Origin of the sequence: Pseudomonas sp. ACN5 (assembly GCF_002303975.1) — a bacterium.
GTDB classification, from domain to species: Bacteria; Pseudomonadota; Gammaproteobacteria; order Pseudomonadales; family Pseudomonadaceae; genus Aquipseudomonas; species Aquipseudomonas laurylsulfatiphila.
Genome location: NZ_MRCP01000004.1, coordinates 380,273 through 397,174 on the forward strand (window position 1 = coordinate 380,273; position 16,902 = coordinate 397,174).

General features: G+C 58.9%; 18 protein-coding genes. 14 read left to right on the plus strand and 4 right to left on the minus strand.

What is annotated here, in order from left to right:
• Positions 1–74 precede the first annotated feature (74 nt).
• From BSF40_RS10365 to rpoS, 8 genes are all read left to right on the plus strand, one after another.
• Positions 75–1,187, plus strand: coding sequence for an S-(hydroxymethyl)glutathione dehydrogenase/class III alcohol dehydrogenase (locus BSF40_RS10365; RefSeq protein WP_015093777.1), 1,113 nt, complete (start codon positions 75–77; stop codon positions 1,185–1,187).
• Positions 1,188–1,272: 85 nt separating this feature from the next.
• Positions 1,273–2,124, plus strand: coding sequence for an S-formylglutathione hydrolase (fghA, locus tag BSF40_RS10370; protein ID WP_172435694.1), 852 nt, complete (start codon positions 1,273–1,275; stop codon positions 2,122–2,124).
• A gap of 43 nt (positions 2,125–2,167) precedes the next feature.
• Entirely contained in the window at positions 2,168–2,641 is a 474-nt protein-coding gene (ispF, locus tag BSF40_RS10375; protein WP_007970721.1) for a 2-C-methyl-D-erythritol 2,4-cyclodiphosphate synthase, read from the plus strand.
• Entirely contained in the window at positions 2,638–3,696 is a 1,059-nt protein-coding gene (truD, locus tag BSF40_RS10380; protein ID WP_095965048.1) for a tRNA pseudouridine(13) synthase TruD, read from the plus strand. The genes ispF and truD overlap by 4 nt, the downstream gene beginning before the upstream one ends.
• Complete coding sequence (gene surE / locus BSF40_RS10385; RefSeq protein ID WP_095965049.1) at positions 3,684–4,433, plus strand: 5'/3'-nucleotidase SurE; 750 nt, start codon at positions 3,684–3,686, stop codon at positions 4,431–4,433. Before truD ends, surE begins: the two co-directional genes overlap by 13 nt.
• A gap of 41 nt (positions 4,434–4,474) precedes the next feature.
• Positions 4,475–5,110, plus strand: a complete 636-nt coding sequence (locus BSF40_RS10390; RefSeq protein WP_172435346.1) for a protein-L-isoaspartate(D-aspartate) O-methyltransferase — start codon at positions 4,475–4,477, stop codon at positions 5,108–5,110.
• 211 nt (positions 5,111–5,321) lie between these two features.
• Positions 5,322–6,179, plus strand: a complete 858-nt coding sequence (locus BSF40_RS10395) for a peptidoglycan DD-metalloendopeptidase family protein (RefSeq protein ID WP_095965050.1) — start codon at positions 5,322–5,324, stop codon at positions 6,177–6,179.
• A 105-nt stretch (positions 6,180–6,284) separates the two neighbouring features.
• Positions 6,285–7,292, plus strand: coding sequence for an RNA polymerase sigma factor RpoS (gene rpoS / locus BSF40_RS10400; RefSeq protein WP_095965051.1), 1,008 nt, complete (start codon positions 6,285–6,287; stop codon positions 7,290–7,292).
• A 471-nt stretch (positions 7,293–7,763) separates the two neighbouring features.
• Here the strand turns inward: rpoS and fdxA are convergent, their stop codons facing one another.
• Together fdxA and mutS are read right to left on the minus strand one after the other, a co-directional pair.
• Positions 7,764–8,087 (minus strand): ferredoxin FdxA, encoded by a 324-nt coding sequence (gene fdxA, locus BSF40_RS10405; protein WP_007970729.1) that lies wholly within the window; start codon positions 8,085–8,087, stop codon positions 7,764–7,766.
• Between the two features lie 142 nt (positions 8,088–8,229).
• A complete protein-coding gene (mutS, locus tag BSF40_RS10410) occupies positions 8,230–10,809 on the minus strand; it encodes a DNA mismatch repair protein MutS (protein ID WP_095965052.1) in 2,580 nt (859 codons plus the stop codon).
• A gap of 210 nt (positions 10,810–11,019) precedes the next feature.
• Between mutS and BSF40_RS10415 the strand changes: the two genes are divergently transcribed.
• The 5 genes from BSF40_RS10415 to recX all read left to right on the plus strand — a co-directional run bounded on the left by BSF40_RS10415 (position 11,020) and on the right by recX (position 14,505).
• Entirely contained in the window at positions 11,020–11,754 is a 735-nt protein-coding gene (locus BSF40_RS10415) for an XRE family transcriptional regulator (protein ID WP_095965138.1), read from the plus strand.
• A 174-nt stretch (positions 11,755–11,928) separates the two neighbouring features.
• Positions 11,929–12,270 (plus strand): phage holin family protein, encoded by a 342-nt coding sequence (locus tag BSF40_RS10420; RefSeq protein WP_095965053.1) that lies wholly within the window; start codon positions 11,929–11,931, stop codon positions 12,268–12,270.
• Positions 12,271–12,386: 116 nt separating this feature from the next.
• Positions 12,387–12,887 carry a CinA family protein gene (locus BSF40_RS10425; protein WP_095965139.1) on the plus strand — a complete coding sequence of 167 codons (501 nt, stop codon included), beginning with the start codon at positions 12,387–12,389 and terminating at the stop codon, positions 12,885–12,887.
• An 83-nt stretch (positions 12,888–12,970) separates the two neighbouring features.
• A complete protein-coding gene (gene recA, locus BSF40_RS10430; RefSeq protein WP_007971148.1) occupies positions 12,971–14,029 on the plus strand; it encodes a recombinase RecA in 1,059 nt (352 codons plus the stop codon).
• A gap of 8 nt (positions 14,030–14,037) precedes the next feature.
• Complete coding sequence (gene recX, locus BSF40_RS10435) at positions 14,038–14,505, plus strand: recombination regulator RecX (RefSeq protein WP_095965054.1); 468 nt, start codon at positions 14,038–14,040, stop codon at positions 14,503–14,505.
• 45 nt (positions 14,506–14,550) lie between these two features.
• Here the strand turns inward: recX and BSF40_RS10440 are convergent, their stop codons facing one another.
• Positions 14,551–15,669 carry a TIGR00730 family Rossman fold protein gene (locus BSF40_RS10440; RefSeq protein ID WP_015093788.1) on the minus strand — a complete coding sequence of 373 codons (1,119 nt, stop codon included), beginning with the start codon at positions 15,667–15,669 and terminating at the stop codon, positions 14,551–14,553.
• A gap of 480 nt (positions 15,670–16,149) precedes the next feature.
• On the opposite strand from BSF40_RS10440, the gene BSF40_RS10445 reads away from it, so the two are divergent.
• On the plus strand, positions 16,150–16,344 hold the full coding sequence (locus BSF40_RS10445; RefSeq protein WP_007971153.1) for a hypothetical protein: 195 nt from the start codon (positions 16,150–16,152) through the stop codon (positions 16,342–16,344).
• On the opposite strand, the gene BSF40_RS10450 is transcribed toward BSF40_RS10445, so the two are convergent.
• The gene (locus BSF40_RS10450; protein WP_007971154.1) at positions 16,345–16,767 is read right to left on the minus strand and encodes a quorum-sensing-regulated virulence factor family protein; all 423 of its coding nucleotides are present in this window, start codon (positions 16,765–16,767) and stop codon (positions 16,345–16,347) included.
• Positions 16,768–16,902 lie beyond the last annotated feature (135 nt).

Below are 16,902 nucleotides of genomic sequence, written 5' to 3' on the forward strand. Positions count from 1 at the left end.
CATTTGCGTCGATTATTCATCGCTTGGCCATGTATTACACTCCCTGTCTCGTTTTTATTCACTGGAGAGCCATCATGATCAAGTCGCGCGCCGCCGTTGCCTTCGAGGCCAAGAAACCCCTCGAAATCGTTGAGGTCGATGTTGCCATGCCCAAGGCCGGCGAAGTCTTGCTGCGCGTGGTGGCCTCCGGTGTCTGCCATACCGATGCCTACACCTTGTCCGGCGCTGATCCGGAAGGCATCTTCCCGTCGATCCTCGGTCACGAAGGCGGGGCGATCGTTGAAGCCATCGGCGAGGGTGTGACTTCCGTGGCGGTAGGCGACCATGTGATCCCGCTGTACACCCCGGAATGTCGCCAGTGCAAATTCTGCCTGTCCGGCAAGACCAACCTCTGCCAGGCGATTCGCGCGACCCAGGGCAAAGGCTTGATGCCGGACGGCACTTCGCGTTTTTCCTACAAGGGCGAAACGATTTTCCACTACATGGGTACTTCGACCTTCTCCGAGTACACCGTGCTTCCGGAGATTTCCGTTGCGAAAATCGCCAAGGAAGCGCCACTGGAAAAAGTCTGCCTGCTGGGCTGCGGTGTCACTACCGGTATCGGCGCCGTGCTCAACACCGCCAAGGTAAAACCGGGTGATACCGTGGCCATTTTCGGCCTCGGCGGCATCGGTCTGTCGGCCGTCATCGGCGCGGTCAAAGCCAAGGCTGCCCGCATCATCGCCATCGACATCAACCCGGCGAAGTTCGAGATCGCCAAACAGCTGGGTGCAACCGATTGCGTGAATCCGAAAGACTTCGATCGTCCGATCCAGGAAGTCATCGTCGACATGACCGACGGTGGCGTCGACTTTTCCTTCGAGTGCATCGGCAATGTGCAACTGATGCGCGCGGCACTGGAGTGCTGCCACAAGGGCTGGGGCGAGTCGGTCATCATCGGTGTTGCCGGTGCCGGCCAGGAAATCTCCACCCGTCCGTTCCAGCTGGTCACCGGCCGCGTCTGGCGCGGTTCGGCGTTCGGTGGTGTGCGTGGCCGTACCGAGTTGCCAAGCTATGTGGAAATGGCCGAGACCGGTGAGATCCCGCTGGATACCTTCATCACCCACACCATGGGCCTGGAAGATATCAATAAGGCGTTTGACCTGATGCATGAAGGAAAAAGCATCCGCTCGGTCATTCATTTCTAAGAAGCAGCAGTCAGCCGCAAGCCATAAGCTGCAAGAGAGCGCGCCTCGACTTGCAGCTTCAGGCTTGTGGCTTGCAGCTGGGAGGATTCCCATGAGTCTGGAAAACATCTCCTGTCAGAAAAGCTTCGGTGGCTGGCACAAGCGCTATCGCCATCGCTCCGACGTGCTCGGCTGCGACATGGTGTTCGCCGTCTATCTGCCGCCGCAGGCGGAGCAGGGCGGCAAGCTGCCGGTGTTGTACTGGTTGTCCGGCCTGACGTGCACCGACGAGAACTTCATGCAGAAGGCCGGCGCCATGCGCATGGCCGCCGAGTTGGGGCTGATCATCGTCGCACCGGACACCAGCCCTCGCGGTCCTGATGTGCCGGGTGATCCGGATGGCGCCTGGGACTTTGGCCTCGGCGCCGGGTTTTATCTGAATGCCACCCAGGAACCCTGGTCGCGACACTATCGGATGCATGATTACGTTGTGCAGGAATTGCCGACATTGGTTGAAGCCCATTTCCCGGCGTCGGACAAGCGCGGCATCAGCGGACACTCCATGGGCGGCCACGGCGCGCTGGTCTGTGCTTTGCGCAACCCGGGGCGTTATCGTTCGGTATCGGCGTTCTCGCCTATCAACAATCCGATGGATTGTCCGTGGGGGCACAAAGCCTTCTCCCGCTACCTGGGAGAGGACCGTTCGAAATGGCGTGAATGGGATGCCTGCGCGTTGATTGCCGAGGCCGATGAAAAGCTGCCGCTGCTGGTCGACCAGGGAGATCGCGACGATTTTCTCGCCACCCAGCTCAAGCCGGAAGCCTTGCAGCAGGCGACCAAACTGGCCGGTCATCCGCTGACGTTGCGCCTGCAACCGGGCTATGACCACAGCTATTTCTTCATCGCCAGTTTCATCGATGAGCACTTGCGGCATCACGCGCATGCTCTGGTTGGCTAATGCAGGTAGAATCACGCCCTGACAAAAATCGGGGCGTTTTTTTATGCGTATTGGCCACGGCTATGATGTGCACCGTTTCGCTGAAGGCGATTTCATCACTCTGGGCGGTGTGCGCATTGCACACAGCTTCGGGCTGCTCGCCCACTCAGACGGTGACGTCCTCTTGCACGCCTTGAGCGATGCCTTGCTCGGCGCCGCGGCGCTGGGTGACATCGGCAAGCATTTCCCGGATACCGACCCGCAATTCAAGGGCGCCGACAGCCGTGCGCTGTTGCGTCATGTCGTCGCACTGGTCCATGCCAAGGGCTGGAAAGTCGGCAACGTCGACAACACCATCGTCGCCCAGGCGCCGAAAATGGCCCCGCATATCGAATCGATGCGCGCGCTGATTGCCGCGGATCTTCAAGTAGAGTTGGATCAAGTGAACGTGAAAGCTACCACCACCGAAAAGCTCGGCTTTGTCGGTCGCGAAGAAGGCATTGCCGTGCACTCCGTTGCCTTGTTGCTGCGCGCATGAACGAACTGCAATTGCTCGGCCCGCGGGCTTACGGTGAGGCCCTCGGCACGGCGGTCCTGAAGGCGACCGCGGAAGATTTCCAGGTCGACGAAGTCCTCGACATTCCCCTCAGTGGCGAAGGCGAACACCTGTGGATCTGGGTGGAAAAGCGCGGCCTGAATACTGAAGAAGCGGCGCGACGGATTGCCAAGGCTGCGGGTGTGCCGTTGCGAACTGTCAGTTATGCCGGCCTCAAGGACCGTCAGGCGTTGACTCGCCAGTGGTTCAGCGTGCAGCTGCCGGGCAAGGCCGACCCTGATCTGACAGCCGCGGAAAACGATACGCTGAAGATCCTCAAGACCGCCCGCCACAAGCGCAAGCTGCAACGTGGCGCGCACTCGGCCAACGGCTTCACCTTGCGCCTGACGCAGTTCGCCGGTGACAAGGCTGCGCTTGAAGAGCGTCTGCAACTGATCGCCAAGCAAGGCATTCCCAATTATTTCGGCGCTCAGCGTTTCGGCCATGATGGCGGCAACGTCGTCGATGCTCGCGCCTGGGCCGCGCGCAAGGCCTTGCCGGAGCAGCGCAACGTGCGCTCGCGGCTGCTCTCCACGGCGCGCAGTTTTCTGTTCAACCAGGTATTGGCTGCACGTGTCGCCGACGGCACCTGGCAGCGTGCCCAGGTGGGCGATCTGCTGGCATTTACCGACAGTCGCAGCTTTTTCCCGGCAGGCGAAGCCGAGTGCAGCGACCCGCGCCTGGCGATTCTCGATCTGCACCCGACCGGTCCTCAGTGGGGCGAAGGTGACTCGCCGGCCATGGGGGTTGTCCATGAACTGGAGCAGGCCATCGCCGAACGCGAAGCGGATTTGCGTGATTGGCTGATCAACGCCGGTATGAGCCACGAACGTCGCATCCTGCGGCTGCCCATTGGCGGGTTGACGTGGCATTATCCCTCGCTGGACATTCTGCAACTGGAATTCGTCCTGCCGGCCGGATGCTTCGCCACCGTATTGGTGCGCGAGCTTGTTGATCTGGTGCCGGTGGGGCAGACGGACAGCCCATGCGTATTCTGATTTCTAACGACGATGGGGTAACAGCACCCGGTCTCGCCGCGCTTTATGCTGCGCTGGCGGATTACACTGAGTGCGTGGTTATCGCCCCGGACCAGGACAAGAGCGGCGCCAGCAGTTCGCTGACGCTCGACCGTCCGTTGCACCCGCAAACCCTGGCCAACGGCTTTATCAGCCTCAACGGCACGCCAACCGATTGTGTGCACCTGGGCCTCAACGGCCTGCTGGAGCGCGAAGCGGACATGGTGGTTTCCGGTATCAACCTGGGCGCGAACCTGGGGGACGATGTCCTGTATTCCGGCACGGTGGCGGCGGCCCTTGAGGGACGTTTCCTGAAACACCCTTCGTTTGCCTTTTCGCTGGTCTCACGCCAGGTAGAGAACCTTCCCACAGCTGCCCATTTCGCGCGCAAACTGGTTGAAGCCCATGCTGACCTGGATCTGCCACCGCGTACGGTACTGAACGTGAATATTCCGAATTTGCCGCTCGATCGCATCCGCGGTATCCAGTTGACCCGCCTGGGCCATCGCGGCCGTGCCGCGGCACCGATTAAAGTGGTAGATCCGCGGGGCAAGTCCGGTTACTGGATCGCCGCGGCCGGGGATGCCGAGGACGGTGGACCGGGTACCGATTTCCATGCAGTGATGCAGGGTTATGTGTCGATCACGCCGCTGCAACTGGATCGCACCTTCAATGATGCCTTCAGAAGTCTGGACGGCTGGCTGGAGGGGCTGCGCTGATGGGTCGCGAACAAGACGATATGCTGCGTCGCGGCATCGGCATGACCTCCCAGCGAACCCGGGAGCGGCTCATCCAGCGCCTGTATGAAGAAGGCATTTCCAACGCGAGGGTGCTGGAGGTCATTCGCCGGACCCCGCGCCACCTGTTTGTCGACGAAGCGCTGGCGCACCGTGCCTATGAAGACACCGCGCTGCCGATTGGCAATAACCAGACCATCTCCCAGCCTTATATGGTGGCGCGCATGAGCGAGCTGCTGCTGGAGGCCGGTCCCCTCGACAAGGTGCTGGAAATCGGCACCGGGTCGGGTTATCAGACGGCAGTGCTGTCGCAACTGGTCGAGCGTGTGTTCTCGGTCGAGCGCATCAAGGTTCTGCAGGATCGGGCAAAGGAACGTCTGGTCGAACTGAACCTGCGCAACGTGGTGTTCCGCTGGGGCGATGGTTGGGAAGGCTGGCCGGCACTGGCGCCGTACAACGGGATTATCGTCACCGCCGTGGCGACTGACGTGCCCCAGGCATTGCTTGACCAGTTGGCTCCGGGAGGCCGAATGGTGATCCCGGTCGGGGCCGGCGAAGTCCAGCAATTGATGCTGATCATCCGCGAGGAACAAGGTTTTTCCAGGCATGTTCTGGGGGCTGTGCGCTTCGTGCCATTGCTCAATGGGCCATTGGCCTGAGCATTTGTTTCGGCACGCTGAATTCTCTTCGATTGCCTTTGTCTTACAGCGGCATCGATTGTTTCAACGGGATTCATCTTCAGGCAGCAAACGTGTGCGCGACAGCGATTCGCCACATTAAAGGTAAAGCGTGCACGGCCCGTTATACTTGCGACAGTTCATGCCGGACTCCGGTATTTCACATTTTCAGCCACCACAGAGGGAGCGGCGGGTGAGTCTCACAGTCATTGCGCAGCGTATGAGTAAAACGAGCTTTCAGCGCCTGGTGACTGGCCTTGTCTTGAGTACATTGCTGGTCGGTTGTTCCAGCAACAAATCCAGTGATGTTCGTGTCGTGGATCGCAACAATGCGGCGGCTCAGCGTCCAGCCGTGACCACCGGGCAATACGTGGTGCGTCCAAAGGACACCCTGTTTTCCATTGCTTTCCGTTACGGCTGGGACTACAAGGCCCTTGCGGCCCGAAACAATATTCCTGCGCCCTACACCATCCATCCGGGTCAGACGATTCGCTTTGATGGTCGTACCGGTTCAACGTCGACGGCGGTGGTCAGTTCGTCCGGTTCAACGCCTTCGTCGTCGAGTAAAACCACGGTCATCCGTCGTTCGGCAAACGGTACGACTACCAGCACAACGACAGTTGTACCGTCCGTCGCGAACAAGCCTGCCCCCGCTCCGTTGCCTCCTCCGGGGCCAGCCCCGACCGGCTGGGGATGGCCATCTAATGGCATTCTGATTGGAAAATTCTCTTCAAACGGTAGTTTGAATAAAGGAATTGATATCGCCGGAGATTTGGGACAGCCTGTTTTAGCTGCGTCTGATGGGACGGTGGTATACGCCGGGAGTGGCTTAAGGGGCTACGGCGAATTAGTGATCATCAAGCACAGTGAAACCTACGTCAGTGCCTACGGACATAACCGCAGGCTGTTGGTTCGGGAGGGGCAGCAGGTCAAGGTCGGACAGACAATTGCCGAAATGGGGTCAACGGGTACAGACCGGGTGAAACTGCATTTTGAGATTCGCCGCCAGGGTAAACCTGTAGATCCTCTGCAATTCCTGCCACGTCGTTGATCGCTTACCAGCCTGTTCCGTCGCGTAGAGGGGACAGGCTCCAGCGTTGCCAGGGAGAAAGGCGCCGCTTGAGCTTGAGGTCGAACTCACCAAAGGACTATAACAATGGCTCTCAGTAAAGAAGTGCCGGAGTTTGACATCGACGATGAGGTTCTCCTGATGGAGGGCAGCATTGATACGGATTCGATGTCGAATGATGAAGGGGCGACTCCACCTTCCGTTCGTGCCAAATCCAAACACTCCGCATCGTTGAAACAGCACAAGTACATTGACTACACGCGGGCACTCGATGCCACGCAGTTGTATCTCAATGAAATTGGTTTCTCTCCTCTGCTATCACCCGAAGAAGAAGTTCATTTTGCGCGCCTGTCGCAAAGTGGCGATCCGGCCGGGCGCAAGCGCATGATCGAAAGCAACCTGCGACTGGTGGTGAAAATCGCCCGACGCTATGTCAATCGTGGGCTGTCGCTGCTGGACCTGATCGAAGAGGGCAACCTCGGCTTGATCCGGGCGGTGGAGAAGTTCGATCCGGAACGCGGTTTCCGCTTTTCGACCTACGCGACCTGGTGGATTCGCCAGACCATCGAACGCGCAATCATGAATCAGACCCGGACCATCCGGCTGCCGATCCATGTGGTCAAAGAGCTGAATGTGTACCTGCGGGCTGCGCGGGAACTGACGCAAAAACTCGACCATGAACCCTCACCCGAAGAAATCGCCAACCTGCTGGAAAAACCGGTGGGAGAGGTCAAGCGTATGCTCGGCCTTAACGAACGGGTTTCTTCGGTCGACGTCTCGCTGGGTCCGGATTCGGATAAAACCCTGCTCGACACCCTGACTGACGACCGCCCGACCGATCCATGCGAACTGTTGCAGGACGACGACCTGTCCCAGAGCATCGATCAATGGCTCTCGGAACTGACCGACAAGCAACGCGAAGTGGTTGTACGCCGCTTCGGCCTGCGCGGTCATGAAAGCAGCACCCTTGAAGACGTCGGCCTGGAAATCGGCCTGACCCGTGAGCGGGTCCGGCAGATTCAGGTGGAAGGCTTGAAGCGGCTGCGCGAGATACTGGAAAAAAATGGTCTGTCGAGCGAGTCGCTGTTCCAATAAGGCACTCACTGCGATGGCATGAAAAACCCCGACTGGCTCGGGGTTTTTTATTGCCTGACCAAGAGACCGAATCCCCTCGGGATTTTGGTTTCGTGCTGTAAGCCCAGGCTTACACTTGCGTAAGTGTTCGTTATTTTTACACCCTGGCAATCGTCCATGCTGAACGCTTCTCGTTTTTATCTTTTTGATTTATATGGCTATTTTTTATTATTAATGACGTGTGACAGCTGGGCTTCGCGCCAAGGGGCGATTGATCCCGCAGGGGAACACTCTAGTATTGAGGTTGTGTCGACGGACAGACACGTCCTTCAAGGATGAGGGATAGGGAAATCGCAGGACGCGATTCATCAGGATGATGAAAAGGAACACAGGGAATAGGGAAAAAATGTGGGCGGGTCAAACCGCCCCTTTTTTTGCCCGCAGAAAAGCAAAAAGGCCCTTGTGGGGCCTTTTTCGCGAACGCGGGGGTAATCAGCGTTCGAGGTCTGCGATCTTGCCTGGCTTGCCATCCCATTCTGCGGAATCGGGCATTGGATCCTTGCGTTCGGTGATGTTCGGCCAGATATCGGCCAGCTCAGCGTTCAGCTCGATGAAGTTCTCCATGCCGGCCGGAACCTCATCTTCGGAGAAGATAGCCACGGCAGGGCATTCAGGTTCGCACAGCGCGCAATCGATGCACTCATCCGGGTGAATCACCAGGAAATTCGGGCCTTCGTAAAAGCAGTCCACCGGACAGACTTCTACGCAGTCGGTGTACTTGCACTTGATGCAGTTGTCGGTGACGACGAAGGTCATTTCTAATTTTCTCCTCAGGCGCGGCTTGCTGCGCCCCTTCTCGTAGGGGTCGCCAGGTTTGGGAGCGATAGTCTGCTGGCCAGGCTATTAGCCAGCAGCATCCCAAACCGCGCGAGATTCTAACAGCTTGCAAGCCGCTGCGTTAGATCCGTGTCTTCAGTGTATAGAGCATTTCGAGAGCACGACGTGGTGTCATGTCGTCCAGATCGAGCTTGGCCAGTTCCTCCAGCACCGGGTGTGGCAGGCTGGCAAACAGGTCGCTTTGCTGTGGAACCGCCGGTTTGCCTTTGGCAGGTGCTGGCGACTCATGGGGCAGTGCGGTGTCTTCCAGGCGGCTCAAATGCTCGCGGGCACGGGTGATCACCTCACTTGGTACGCCCGCCAGCTGCGCGACCGCCAGGCCGTAACTCTGGCTGGCCGGGCCGGGCAGCACGTGGTGCAGGAACACGATGCGTTCATTGTGCTCGGTGGCATTGAGGTGCACGTTGGCCACCAGCGGCTGGGCCTCCGGCAGGACGGTCAGTTCGAAGTAGTGGGTGGCGAACAGCGTGTAGGCACGCAGATGCGCCAGGCGTTCGGCCGCCGCCCAGGCCAGCGACAGGCCATCGAAGGTGCTGGTGCCGCGCCCGACTTCGTCCATCAACACCAGGCTGCGCTCGGTGGCGTTGTGCAGGATGTTCGCGGTTTCGCTCATTTCCACCATGAAGGTCGAGCGCCCGCCGGCCAGGTCATCGCTGGAACCGATCCGGGTGAAGATGCGGTCGACGAGCGACAATTCGCAACTGGCCGCCGGCACGAAGCTGCCGATATGCGCCAGCAGCACAATCAGAGCGGTTTGACGCATGTAGGTGGATTTACCGCCCATGTTCGGGCCGGTGATCACCAGCATGCGCGTGTTGTCGTCCAGGCTCAGGTCGTTGGCCACGAACGGCGTGGTCAGCACTTGCTCGACCACTGGATGACGGCCCTGGCTGATGCGCATGCACGGTTCACTGACGAAGCGTGGGCAGTTCAGGTCGAGGTTCAGTGCACGCTCGGCCAGGTTGCTCAAGACGTCCAGTTCGGCCAGGGCGCCTGCGGTGTCCTGCAAGGGCGGCAGTTGGGCGATCAGGTCTTCGAGCAGTGCTTCGTACAGCATCTTCTCGCGGGCCAGGGCGCGGCTCTTGGCTGACAATGCCTTGTCTTCGAACGCCTTGAGTTCCGGCGTAATGAAACGCTCGGCGCCTTTGAGCGTCTGGCGGCGAATATAGTCGGCCGGTGCCGACTCAGCCTGCTTGCTTGGCAGCTCGATGAAGTAACCGTGAATGCGGTTGTAACCGACCTTCAGGTGCGACAGGCCGGTGCGGGCCTTTTCCCGTGCCTCGAGGTCGATCAGGAATTGTCCGGCGTTTTCGCTGAGCGATTGCAGTTCGTCGAGTTCGCTGTCGTAGCCGGTTTTCAGTACACCGCCGTCACGAATGACCGCGGGCGGGTTGTCGATGATGGCCTTCTCCAGCAGTGCCGCCAGCTCCGGGTAGGTGCTGGTGATGCTGGCGAGTTGCTGGAGGTGCGGGGCTTCAAGTTCCGTCATTGCCACTTGCAGTTCGGGCAGTGCGCCGAGGGCGTCACGCAAGCGGGCGAGGTCGCGCGGGCGGGCATTGCGCAGGCCGATCCGCGCAAGAATCCGCTCGATGTCGCCGATTTCCTTGAGCTGCGGTTGCAGTCTCTCGAAGCGGTAACCGTCGAGCAGGCAGGTGATCGAGGTCTGGCGCGCCAACAGCACCGTCAAATCGCGTAACGGGCGATTCAGCCAGCGGGTCAGCAGGCGGCTGCCCATGGCCGTCTGGCAACGGTCCACCACCGATTGCAGGGTGTTGTCGCGGCCCCCGGCCAGGTTGGTGTCGAGTTCCAGGTTGCGACGGCTGGCGCCATCGAGCACCACGGTGTCGTCGAGGCGTTCATGACGCAAGCTGCGCAAGTGAGGCAGGGCAGTGCGCTGGGTTTCCTTGGCGTAAGCCAGCAGGCAACCGGCGGCGCCGATGGCCAGGGTCAGGTTTTCGCAGCCAAAGCCCTTGAGATCCTGGGTCGAGAATTGCTGGCACAGGCTTTTGAGCGCTGAATCGCGCTCGAAATCCCATGGCGCACGGCGACGCACACCGCGGCGTTTTTCCGCCGGCAAATCCTTGGGCCAGTCATCCGGGATCAGCAGTTCCACCGGGTTGACCCGCTCCAGCTCCGCCAGCAGGTTTTCCCACCCCTTGATTTCCAGCACGCTGAAGTTGCCACTGGTGATGTCCAGCACCGCGAGACCGAACAGGCGCTCATCACCCAAAACAGCAGCGATCAGGTTGTCTCGACGCTCATCCAGCAGCGCCTCGTCACTCACCGTCCCCGGCGTGATGATGCGCACCACCTGCCGCTCCACGGGCCCTTTGCTGGTGGCCGGGTCACCGACCTGCTCGCAGATCACCACCGATTCGCCAAGCTTCACCAGTTTTGCCAGGTAACCCTCAGCGGCGTGGTAAGGAATCCCGCACATCGGAATCGCCTGCCCCGCCGACTGCCCGCGGGCGGTCAGGGTGATGTCCAGCAACTTGGCGGCCTTCTTCGCGTCTTCATAGAAGATCTCGTAGAAGTCGCCCATGCGGTAGAACATCAGCTGGTCCGGGTGCTGGTTTTTCAGGCGCCAGTACTGCTGCATCATCGGGGTGTGGGAGGACAGGTCGGAGACGGCTTTATTCATCGGATTGTCAGGAAGCTCGTTGAAAGAGGTGGGGCAAAAGCGGGGCAACGGCCGGGCTTTTCCGCGATGGGCGCAAGGTTACCATGGGCGCTCTACCCGACGCAGGCATCGCGGCCGGGTGACATCTTTTACGACGCAAAAAACAGGTCATGCATCGATTATGCAATTGGGCATTTGTCTTCTGCGAAAATAACCAGCACTATGCGCGTTATGCACAAACGCAACGTATCTACTGTCTTAAGAGCATTGCTCGATCAGCACGGGATCTCCCCCACGGAGCTTCACCGTCGTACCGGCGTGCCTCAATCCACGCTCTCGCGTATTCTCAGCGGGAAGATCGTCGATCCTTCGGATCGGCACATTTCGAAAATTGCCGACTATTTTTCCGTGAGCACCGACCAGTTGCGCGGTCGCGCGGACGTCGCGCCCGCCACCAATGCCGGGCGCGCTCCTGTGCATTCGGAACTCAAGGATATAAGCCTGTGGGACGACGATACCCCTGTCGATGACGATGAGGTGTCGGTTCCTTTTCTTCGTGAGGTTGAGTTGGCCGCAGGGTCGGGAAGATTCGTCATCGAGGAAAGCGAGCGCTCTAGCCTGCGCTTTGGAAAGCGTAGTCTGCGCCACAATGGTGTGCAGTTCGATCAGGCGAAATGCGTGACAGTGCGTGGCAATAGCATGCTGCCAGTACTGCGCGATGGCGCCACGGTCGGCGTGAATGCCGGCAAGTGCGGCATCGGCGATATCGTTGACGGCGACCTTTATGCAATCAATCACAACGGCCAATTGCGGGTGAAGCAGCTGTATCGCCTGCCGACCGGGATTCGCCTGCGCAGCTTTAATCGTGATGAGCACCCGGACGAGGATTACACCTTTCAGGACATCCAGGAGGAGCCGATTGTTATCCTCGGACATGTCTTCTGGTGGGGCATGTACGCCCGCTAACCCCCCCTGCGTTCAGATAAAACCCGCTTCCCGAGCGGGTTTTTTTCGTTTGCTGAAAGCATCGGATTGTCTTCTTGTATGCGTTTGCGCATTGACTGGTTATGCATAAATGCATGGTCTTGTTGTCTATCTATTCAAGAACACGGAATGACCGTTCACTCAAGGAGGCATGAAATGACCGCTGAGCAATATGCGTTGCTGGACATGCCTCTTTGGCTGGTCATCAGCCTGCCAATACTCGGTGGCGTTACCGGTGAAATGTGGCGTGCCGATAAAGAGGGCGTTCGTGGCTGGCCCCTTATCCGGCGCCTGAGCCTGCGGTCTGGCTCCAGCATGATCTGTGGCGCCTCGGTCATCATGTTGCTGCACGCCGCCAATGTTTCCATTTGGGCTGCTTGTGCAGGCGGTTGTTTGGCGGCGATGGCCGGGACTGACGTGGTTTTGGGGTTGTATGAGCGTTGGGCGGCCAAACGCATGGGTGTCAGTCAAGTTCCATCCGGCGACGTCGAAGATTGAATCCTCGGCAGGCCTTTTCCAGAGCCTCTGGTTCTTTGCATTTTGATCGCTCCAGTCGCTTGCAAGTGCAGTCTGCTGGTGTACGGTTAACCCATCCCGCCCATCAGGAGATGACCGTGAAATTAATTACCCAGCTCGCCGCTGACCTTGGCAGGCAATTGCAGGTTCTCAATGCCCACGTTTCCACGGCCGAGTCCTGCACCGGCGGCGGGATCGCCGAGGCGATCACCCGTATTCCCGGCAGCTCGGCGTGGTTCGAGGCCGGTTATGTCACCTACTCCAATCTGCAGAAGAACCTGCAACTGGATGTTCCTGTTGAGTTGTTCACCACGGTGGGGGCGGTCAGTCGCGAGGTGGTCGAGGCGATGGCCAGGGGCGCGCAGGAGAAAAGTCGCGCATATTTTTCCGTGGCGGTCAGTGGCGTAGCCGGGCCGGACGGTGGTTCGCCGAGCAAGCCAGTGGGGACGGTTTGGCTGGCCTGGGGTGTGGGTGAGCGAGTGTTCAGCGAGTTGCAATACTTCGCCGGTGACCGCGACGAGGTGCGCCGACAAACGGTGAAGGCCGCGCTAGAGGGGCTGCTGCGCTATGCCGCGGCAGAAATCTCAAATCAGGGGTAGGCGATCCGGAATCGCTGTGGAATAATACTGGCTACTTATACAGGTGTTGGCCGTCAGGCCTTATTGATTACGTGAGGACTTTAATGGACGACAACAAGAAGAAAGCCTTGGCTGCGGCCCTGGGTCAGATCGAACGTCAATTCGGCAAGGGTGCCGTAATGCGTATGGGCGATCAGGACCGTCAGGCGATCCCGGCCATTTCCACTGGCTCTCTGGGTCTGGACATTGCTCTCGGCATCGGCGGTCTGCCAAAAGGCCGTATTGTTGAAATCTACGGTCCTGAATCTTCCGGTAAAACCACGCTAACCTTGTCCGTGATCGCCCAGGCTCAAAAAGCCGGCGCGACCTGCGCATTCGTCGACGCCGAACACGCCCTCGACCCTGAGTACGCCGGCAAGCTGGGCGTCAACGTCGACGACCTGCTGGTTTCCCAGCCGGACACCGGCGAGCAGGCCCTGGAAATCACCGACATGCTGGTGCGTTCCAACGCGGTTGACGTGATCATCGTCGACTCCGTGGCCGCCCTGGTGCCAAAGGCTGAAATCGAAGGCGAAATGGGTGACATGCACGTGGGCCTGCAAGCCCGCCTGATGTCCCAGGCGCTGCGTAAAATCACCGGTAACATCAAGAACGCCAACTGCCTGGTGATCTTCATCAACCAGATCCGCATGAAAATCGGCGTGATGTTCGGTAGTCCGGAAACCACCACCGGTGGTAACGCTCTGAAGTTCTACGCATCGGTTCGTCTGGACATCCGTCGTACTGGCGCGGTGAAGGAAGGTGATGAAGTCGTTGGTAGCGAAACCCGCGTCAAGGTCGTGAAGAACAAGGTGGCTTCGCCGTTCCGTCAGGCCGAGTTCCAGATTCTTTACGGCAAGGGCATCTACCTCAACGGTGAGATGATCGACCTGGGTGTTCTGCACGGTTTCGTCGAGAAGTCCGGCGCCTGGTATGCCTATGAAGGCACCAAGATCGGTCAAGGCAAGGCCAACTCGGCCAAGTTCCTGGCGGACAACCCGGAAGTCGCGGCAAAGCTGGAGAAGCAACTGCGTGACAAGCTCCTGTCCCCGGCATCGGTAGCGGACGCCAAAGCTTCTGCGGTCAAAGAGACCGAAGACGACCTGGTTGACGCTGATATCTGATCGAAGCGATGACCGCCGTACTCGATACACTCGTCGCGGTGCGGCGAACCGCAATGGACCTGCTCGCACGACGCGAGCACGGTCGAGTCGAGCTGACGCGTAAACTGCGTCAGCGCGGCGCCCTCCCTGAAATGATCGAAACAGCACTCGACCGGTTGACGGAAGAGGGGTTGTTGTCTGAAACCCGTTACCTCGAAAGTTTTGTTTCCTACCGCGCCCGTTCCGGTTATGGCCCTTTACGCATTCGTGAAGAGTTGAGCCAGCGCGGCCTGCAGCGCACCGATATTGAACTCGCCCTGCGAGAGAGCGGTATCGACTGGCAGGAGCAACTGGCCGACACCTGGCGACGCAAATTCTCCGGGCAATTGCCGGCAGATGTCCGGGAGCGAGCCAAACAAGGCCGATTCCTGGCGTATCGGGGATACTCCATGGAAATGATCAACCGCCTGTTCAGCGGTCGAGGGATGGACGACTGAACTGAAACGGCCTGCTATTTCGATAGCAGGCCGTTTTTTTATGCCTCACGTAACCTTTGACGACTCCCGCGTGCGTTGTTGTGCCTGGGATTTTGATTGTGCCCAGTTTTCCGGCAGGTTGATGTAGTCCACAAGTTCGCGCAGGCGGCCATGATTGCGGGCGTTGAAGTTGAAGACCAGTCGCGCCAGATGGCTGAATTCGGCTTCGTCGTGTTCTTCCCCGCTGTAAGTGTGCTGATGGAAATGATCACTCAGGCACAGGTCGGCGAAAGCCTCCTGCATGTATTCGAGTGCCTGGTCGTTGAGTGAGTGATTCATGCGAATCAGGAACTGATGCTTGAGCCAGCGACTGGAGTGGAAGTTGCCGTAGAACTGGTTGATGTGCTCTACCGCTTCTTCGACGTTGTAGACCAGTCTCACCAGCTTCATGTCAGTGGGCAGGATGTAGTGGTTTTCCTCCAGTTGCTGGTGAATGAAGTCCAGTGCGCCTTGCCAGAATTTACCGCCCGGCGCGTCGAGCAGCACCACGGGCACCAATGGGCTCTTGCCGGTCTGAATCAGCGTCAGTACTTCCAGGGCTTCATCCAGCGTGCCAAAGCCGCCCGGGCACAGCACCAGGGCATCGGCTTCCTTGACGAAGAACAGCTTGCGGGTGAAGAAGAAATGGAAGGGCAGCAGGTTGGTCGTGCCGTCGACAGTGGGGTTGGCATGCTGCTCGAAGGGCAGGGTGATGTTGAACCCCAGGCTGTGTGTCAGGCCGGCGCCCTCGTGGGCGGCGGCCATGATGCCGCCACCGGCGCCGGTAATGACCATCATGTCCGAGCGCGCCAGAGCGGCGCCGAGTTCCCGGGCCATCCTGTAGAGCGGATGTTCCATGGGGGTACGGGCCGAGCCGAAAACAGTGACCTTGCGCCGTCCCTTGAATTGTTCGAGCACGCGGAAGGCCTGTTCCAGTTCGCGCAGGGCTTGCAGGGTGATTTTGGCGTTCCAGCGGTTGTGGTCTTCCTGGGCCATGCGCAGCACGGTCAGGATCATGTCACGGTAGATCGGGATGTTCGGGCTGTTGGGTGAAATCAGCTTGAGTTGTTCTTCGACCTTGCTGAGGAGGTCGTGGCCGCTTTCTTCAAAATGACGGCTCAGGAGGTCATTCGGTTGGTAAGGCATTCAACTTCTCCTTCTGCACAGAACCCTCGGCCCGACAACGTACGCCGCGCCACGACACTTCATGTGTCGCTGTCTGCCCAGGCCCATGCCTGGGCGATCTACTTGACCCGAAAGGCATCGGATCATCCAAACAGGTTCTGTTTTTCCCTTGGATGAAAGAAACAATCGCACAACACGACAAGCGACGGCCAGCCCCTTTCCAGCCCTGAAAAAGTGAACGTGGATACCTGAAATCTAGACCTTCACAATGATTTGCGCTGATTGATCATTGCGCCACAACGTCTTTGCTGGCAACCGCTTATTGACGATTTGCAAGGTGGTTTCACCGCTCGTCTGAACAGGCGTCGCGTGTGCCGCACTCTGATTTACTAAGTTACAGGTGCCACACGACAGCTTTGCGTCAACGGCAGGACGCACGGTACATGCAGTTCAAGGATTTAATCGCTCAAACATGAGTGAAGTGCAGGGAGGCGGGAAACCATGGCCAGAGTCGTTCTGGAGGTCGATACGCAACTGTATCGATTGTTGAAATCATCAGCCGAGGCCAATCATTTGAGCCTCGAAGAGGAGTGCTGCCGGCGTTTGCGTGGCGGCGAACGCCGTTCGCATTACTTGCAGGCGTTGCTGGCAGAATTGCGCGCCGAAGATGAACAGCGGCGCGCCAATTCCCGGTGATTACTTTTTCTTCTTGGCCGGTTGCAGGCAATCCGATTCCTGGAAGCTTGCGGAACCAACCGGACGGTTGGTCTTCACCTCGGTGAAGTCGTAACGCATGATCGCGCCCTTGGCCATCAGCTTGCGAAACCCTTCGTTTCTGCAGACAGAAGCACCCAGCTGGAAGTACACCGCCTTCGGGTCTGCACGCATCTTGTCGGCGTGGCTGCTCTGCACGCTCAGGTGGTTGATCAGCTGTTTGCCTTCAACGGTGTAGCCTTGATCGAGTATGTCTTCGTTGATCGCTCGAGGAGTGCCGACGCTGCTCTGGGTGGCGACGTTTTGCAGCATTTTGTTCAGTTCCGTGTCTTTCAAGGACGCAGCCTGGGCATTGAGGGACGACGCCAGCAAAATAGCCGCGGTAGGAACGATAAGGCGCAGCATGAAACTCTCCTGGTTCAGTGATGGGGCTTTGACCCGTCACGTGACTGTGCGTTCAGTGGCGGCGAATTATAGGGGAGGCGGGCTGGACGGTACAGGCTTGCACCGGGCGGTCTGGTAAACTGCTGGCACTTTTTA

Excerpts from the sequence above, each read along its gene's own strand:
- rpoS (WP_095965051.1), top strand. The coding sequence starts at position 6,285 with ATGGCTCTCAGTAAAGAAGTGCCGGAGTTTGACATCGACGATGAGGTT.
- BSF40_RS10415 (WP_095965138.1), top strand. The coding sequence starts at position 11,020 with ATGCACAAACGCAACGTATCTACTGTCTTAAGAGCATTGCTCGATCAG.
- BSF40_RS10390 (WP_172435346.1), top strand. The coding sequence starts at position 4,475 with ATGACCTCCCAGCGAACCCGGGAGCGGCTCATCCAGCGCCTGTATGAA.
- BSF40_RS10450 (WP_007971154.1), bottom strand. The coding sequence starts at position 16,767 with ATGCTGCGCCTTATCGTTCCTACCGCGGCTATTTTGCTGGCGTCGTCC.
- BSF40_RS10420 (WP_095965053.1), top strand. The coding sequence starts at position 11,929 with ATGACCGCTGAGCAATATGCGTTGCTGGACATGCCTCTTTGGCTGGTC.
- BSF40_RS10365 (WP_015093777.1), top strand. The coding sequence starts at position 75 with ATGATCAAGTCGCGCGCCGCCGTTGCCTTCGAGGCCAAGAAACCCCTC.
- recA (WP_007971148.1), top strand. The coding sequence starts at position 12,971 with ATGGACGACAACAAGAAGAAAGCCTTGGCTGCGGCCCTGGGTCAGATC.
- surE (WP_095965049.1), top strand. The coding sequence starts at position 3,684 with ATGCGTATTCTGATTTCTAACGACGATGGGGTAACAGCACCCGGTCTC.
- recX (WP_095965054.1), top strand. The coding sequence starts at position 14,038 with ATGACCGCCGTACTCGATACACTCGTCGCGGTGCGGCGAACCGCAATG.
- BSF40_RS10440 (WP_015093788.1), bottom strand. The coding sequence starts at position 15,669 with ATGCCTTACCAACCGAATGACCTCCTGAGCCGTCATTTTGAAGAAAGC.
- fdxA (WP_007970729.1), bottom strand. The coding sequence starts at position 8,087 with ATGACCTTCGTCGTCACCGACAACTGCATCAAGTGCAAGTACACCGAC.
- ispF (WP_007970721.1), top strand. The coding sequence starts at position 2,168 with ATGCGTATTGGCCACGGCTATGATGTGCACCGTTTCGCTGAAGGCGAT.
- BSF40_RS10445 (WP_007971153.1), top strand. The coding sequence starts at position 16,150 with ATGGCCAGAGTCGTTCTGGAGGTCGATACGCAACTGTATCGATTGTTG.
- truD (WP_095965048.1), top strand. The coding sequence starts at position 2,638 with ATGAACGAACTGCAATTGCTCGGCCCGCGGGCTTACGGTGAGGCCCTC.
- mutS (WP_095965052.1), bottom strand. The coding sequence starts at position 10,809 with ATGAATAAAGCCGTCTCCGACCTGTCCTCCCACACCCCGATGATGCAG.